Below are 4,703 nucleotides of genomic sequence, written 5' to 3' on the forward strand. Positions count from 1 at the left end.
GGGGCGCGGCGACGACGGTCGCCTCCGCGGTCTCCACCACGGTCGGCGCCGGCGGGGCCACGGCCCGGACGGTCTCCACCGCGGCCACGGGACGGAGCTGCTGCAGCCTGGGCTGCGAGTTCCTTCGCCGTGACATCACCCTTGTAGATCCAGACCTTCACGCCGATGCGGCCGAAGGTGGTCTTCGCTTCGAAGAAGCCGTAGTCGATGTTGGCGCGGAGCGTGTGCAGGGGAACGCGTCCCTCGCGGTAGAACTCCGAGCGGCTCATTTCGGCGCCACCCAGGCGACCGGAGCACTGGACACGGATGCCCTTCGCGCCGGCACGCTGTGCGGACTGCATGGCCTTCTTCATCGCGCGACGGAACGCCACGCGGGAGGAAAGCTGCTCGGCGATGCCCTGTGCGACGAGCTGCGCCTCGATCTCGGGGTTCTTGACCTCGAGAATGTTCAGCTGCACCTGCTTGCCGGTGAGCTTCTCGAGCTCGCCGCGGATGCGGTCCGCCTCTGCTCCACGGCGGCCGATGACGATGCCCGGACGTGCCGTGTGGATGTCCACGCGGACGCGGTCGCGGGTGCGCTCGATCTCGACCTTGGCGATGCCGGCACGGTCCATGCCGGTCGACATGAGCTGGCGGATCTTGATGTCTTCGCGGACGAAGTCACGGTAGCGCTGGCCCGGCTTGTTGCTGTCGGCGAACCAGTGTGACCTGTGGTCGGTGGTGATGCCGAGTCGGAACCCGTGCGGGTTTACTTTCTGTCCCACTTAGCGGACCTCCACTTTCTCAGGGGTAGCGACGACAACCGTGATGTGGCTGGTCCGCTTGTTGATGCGGAACGCGCGGCCCTGGGCTCGCGGACGGAACCGCTTCATCGTGGGGCCTTCGTCAACGAATGCTTCGCTGATGATGAGGTTGTCCTCGTCGAAGGCGACGCCGTCACGGTCCGCGAGGACTCGTGCGTTGGCCATCGCCGACTGGACCACCTTGAAAACCGGCTCCGAAGCAACCTGTGGGGCAAACTTCAGAATAGCCAGAGCCTCATTCGCCTGCTTACCACGAACAAGGTTGACGACGCGCCGGGCCTTCATAGGCGTTACGCGGATATGACGCGCAATAGCCTTGGCTTCCATTGCTTTCCTTCTCTCGTCTTAGCCGTAAGAGCAGCGCCTAGCGGCGCTTGCCCTTGCGGTCGTCCTTAACATGGCCGCGGAAAGTCCGCGTGGGAGCGAATTCGCCGAGCTTGTGCCCGACCATCGACTCGGTGACGAACACCGGGATGTGCTTGCGTCCGTCGTGCACCGCGATCGTGTGCCCGAGCATGTCGGGGACGATCATGGAGCGGCGGGACCACGTCTTGATGACGTTCTTCGTGCCCGATTCGTTCTCGCGAGCGACCTTTACATAAAGGTGCTGATCGACGAAGGGGCCTTTCTTCAGGCTGCGTGGCATGTCTCCAGGCTCCTATCGCTTGTTCTTGCCGGAACGACGGCGACGCACGATGAGTGAATCGCTCTCTTTGTTGGGGCGACGGGTACGGCCTTCGGCCTTACCGTTCGGGTTGACCGGGTGGCGTCCACCGGAGGTCTTGCCCTCGCCACCACCGTGCGGGTGGTCGACCGGGTTCATGGCGACACCGCGGACGGTCGGGCGGATGCCCTTCCAGCGGTTACGGCCGGCCTTGCCCCAGTTGATGTTCGACTGCTCGGCGTTGCCTACCTCGCCGATCGTCGCGCGGCAGCGCACGTCGACGTTGCGGATCTCGCCGGAGGGCAGTCGCAGCTGGGCGAAGCGGCCTTCCTTGGCGACGAGCTGGACCGATGCACCGGCGGAACGCGCCATCTTCGCGCCGCCACCCGGGCGGAGCTCGACGGCGTGGATGACGGTACCCACGGGGATGTTGCGCAGCGGCAGGTTGTTGCCGGGCTTGATGTCGGCCCCGGCCCCGGCCTCGACGAAGTCGCCCTGCTTGAGCTTGTTCGGCGCGATGATGTAGCGCTTGGTGCCGTCGACGTAGTGCAGGAGGGCGATGCGCGCGGTGCGGTTGGGATCGTACTCGATCTCTGCGACGCGGGCGTCGACGCCGTCCTTGTCGTGGCGGCGGAAGTCGATCAGGCGGTACTGACGCTTGTGTCCACCGCCCTTGTGGCGGGTCGTGATCTTACCGGTGTTGTTACGTCCACCCTTCTTGGGAAGGGGACGTACCAGCGACTTCTCCGGCGTCGATCGGGTGATTTCAGCGAAGTCGGCAACGCTCGAGCCACGACGGCCCGGAGTTGTCGGCTTGTATTTACGGATTCCCATAACTCAATTCCTCGTTAAAGTGGTCTCCGCTCTAGGAGAGCGGACCGCCGAAGATGTCGATCGAGCCCTCTTTGAGGGACACGATGGCACGCTTGGTGCCCTTGCGCTGGCCCCAGCCGAACTTGGTGCGCTTGCGCTTGCCAACCCGATTGATGGTGTTGATGGAGTCGACCTTCACGGAGAAGATCTTCTCGACCGCCAGTTTGATTTCTTCCTTGTTCGAGCGGGGGTCGACCAGGAAGGTGTACTTGCCTTCGTCGATCAGGCCGTAGCTCTTCTCCGAGACGACGGGTGCAATGACGACGTCGCGCGGATCCTTTGCGATGGTGCCGCTCACTTGGCATCCTCCTCGGTGATGACAGCAGGCGTACCGACGAACTGGTCGTAGGCGGCCTTGGTGAAGATCACGTCGTCGGACACCAGCACGTCGTACGTGTTGAGCTGGTCTACATAGAGGACGTGTACCTCGGGGACGTTGCGCACCGACAGTGCTGCGACGTCGTTGGCACGCTCGATCACGACGAGCAGGCGGGGCCGCTCGGAGATCGCACGCAGGGTCTCGATGGCACCCTTGGTCGACGGCTTGCCGCCGGGAACGAGGGACTCGAGGACGTGGATACGGCCGTTGCGTGCCCGGTCCGAGAGCGCTCCGCGCAGGGCTGCGGCGATCATCTTCTTGGGGGTGCGCTGGCTGTAGTCGCGGGGGGTGGGTCCGTGGACGACACCGCCGCCGGTCATGTGGGGGGCGCGGATCGAACCCTGGCGGGCACGACCGGTTCCCTTCTGCTTGAACGGCTTGCGGCCTGCGCCACTGACCTCGGCGCGGGTCTTCGTCTTGTGCGTACCCTGGCGGGCGGCGGCAAGCTGAGCCACGACGACCTGGTGCAGCAGCGGCACGTTGGTCTGTGCGTCGAAGATCTCCGCGGGGAGATCGACGTTTACGGTGTTGGCAGCCATTTGGCTATGCTCCCTTCACGGCGGTGCGTACGAGGACGACCTGGCCGCGGGCGCCGGGGACGGCACCCTTGATCAGCAGCAGCGACTTCTCGGCGTCGACGGCGTGGACCCGGAGGTTCAGCGTGGTCTGACGAACGGCGCCCATGCGGCCTGCCATTTTCATTCCACGGAAGACGCGGCTGGGGGTGGATGCTCCACCGATGGAACCGGGCTTGCGGTGGTTCTTGTGTGCACCGTGTGAGGCTCCAACACCGTGGAACCCGTGGCGCTTCATGACACCGGCGAAGCCCTTGCCCTTGGTGGTGCCGATGACGTCGACGGTCTGGCCGGCCTCGAACATCTCGACGGAGAGTTCCTGGCCGAGCGAGTAGGTGTCGGCGTCGGACGTACGCAGTTCGACCACGTGACGGCGGGGCGTGACGCCTGCCTTGTCGAAGTGGCCGGCGAGCGGCTTGGTGACCTTGCGGGGATCGATCTGGCCGAAGCCGATCTGGACAGCGGTGTAGCCGTCCTTGTCCTCGCTGAGGAGCTGCGTGATGACGTTCGAGTCCGCCTGGACGACGGTCACGGGGATGAGGATGTTGTTCTCGTCCCAGACCTGGGTCATGCCGAGCTTGATGCCCAGCAGGCCCTTGACCTGGCGCGTAAGTGAAGTAGACATAGGTATCCGCTCTCCCTTACAGCTTGATTTCGATGTTCACGTCCGCAGGCAGGTCGAGACGCATCAGCGAATCGACGGCCTTGGGCGTGGGATCAATGATGTCGATCAGACGCTTGTGAGTACGCATTTCGAAGTGCTCACGGCTGTCCTTGTACTTGTGCGGGGACCGGATGACAACGAAAACGTTCTTCTCCGTGGGCAGGGGCACGGGGCCCACTACCGTTGCGCCTGCGCGCGTCACCGTCTCAACGATCTTCCGTGCTGAAACATCGATGACCTCGTGGTCATATGACTTCAGCCGGATGCGGATTTTTTGTCCCGCCATGGCGTCTCGACTCTCTCTCTACATAACTGCCTGGGCAGTTCCGGTACGTACGTACATTTCCTGCGTCCGTTGTACGACGCTTCCTGAGCAGACTGAATCCGGACAGATCCGGGTTCCTCACCCTGCCAGGGCTCCGACCCCCGCGCTCGGGCGTGTCGCACTTCCTGACACGCACGGTCCGCTGATTTCGGACGAGCCGAACGGGGTGGACTATATTTGGGCCCTGCGCCTCGGCGGACTCGATCCCTGCATCAGGCATTATCCTGACCGGGAAGAAGTCTCGAACCGCGTGCGCCGGCGCTTGAACAACTTATCCAGTGTGGCAGATTACCGCGATGATTGCGAACCGGGGCCCAGCGGGGTAGGGGTGATCTGCGCTACTGGGACGCCCCTCCCCCACCCCGGCGACGAGAAGGCCCCCGCCGTGGATACGGCGGGGGCCTTCCTGTCGCCTACCGG

General features: G+C 64.2%; 8 protein-coding genes. All 8 read right to left on the minus strand.

The features are described 5' to 3' along the window. A partial coding sequence (gene rpsC, locus CVO76_RS08960) for a 30S ribosomal protein S3 (protein WP_208739017.1) occupies window positions 1-764 on the minus strand: 764 nt, incomplete at its 3' end. After that, window positions 765-1,130, minus strand: coding sequence for a 50S ribosomal protein L22 (gene rplV / locus CVO76_RS08965; RefSeq protein ID WP_055768073.1), 366 nt, complete (start codon window positions 1,128-1,130; stop codon window positions 765-767). Window positions 1,131-1,167: 37 nt separating this feature from the next. Beyond that, complete coding sequence (rpsS, locus tag CVO76_RS08970) at window positions 1,168-1,449, minus strand: 30S ribosomal protein S19 (RefSeq protein ID WP_026549122.1); 282 nt, start codon at window positions 1,447-1,449, stop codon at window positions 1,168-1,170. 12 nt (window positions 1,450-1,461) lie between these two features. Next, window positions 1,462-2,301, minus strand: coding sequence for a 50S ribosomal protein L2 (gene rplB, locus CVO76_RS08975; protein ID WP_104050959.1), 840 nt, complete (start codon window positions 2,299-2,301; stop codon window positions 1,462-1,464). Between the two features lie 31 nt (window positions 2,302-2,332). Then, window positions 2,333-2,638 (minus strand): 50S ribosomal protein L23, encoded by a 306-nt coding sequence (rplW, locus tag CVO76_RS08980; RefSeq protein ID WP_026531955.1) that lies wholly within the window; start codon window positions 2,636-2,638, stop codon window positions 2,333-2,335. Continuing rightward, complete coding sequence (rplD, locus tag CVO76_RS08985) at window positions 2,635-3,258, minus strand: 50S ribosomal protein L4 (RefSeq protein WP_133082409.1); 624 nt, start codon at window positions 3,256-3,258, stop codon at window positions 2,635-2,637. Before rplD ends, rplW begins: the two co-directional genes overlap by 4 nt. A 4-nt stretch (window positions 3,259-3,262) precedes the next feature. Next, on the minus strand, window positions 3,263-3,919 hold the full coding sequence (rplC, locus tag CVO76_RS08990; protein WP_133082408.1) for a 50S ribosomal protein L3: 657 nt from the start codon (window positions 3,917-3,919) through the stop codon (window positions 3,263-3,265). A gap of 16 nt (window positions 3,920-3,935) precedes the next feature. Then, a complete protein-coding gene (gene rpsJ, locus CVO76_RS08995; RefSeq protein ID WP_026531952.1) occupies window positions 3,936-4,244 on the minus strand; it encodes a 30S ribosomal protein S10 in 309 nt (102 codons plus the stop codon). Between the last annotated feature and the right edge of the window lie 459 nt (window positions 4,245-4,703).

The sequence above is a fragment of the Arthrobacter agilis genome (assembly GCF_002953615.1).
GTDB classification, from domain to species: domain Bacteria; phylum Actinomycetota; class Actinomycetes; order Actinomycetales; family Micrococcaceae; genus Arthrobacter_D; species Arthrobacter_D agilis_B.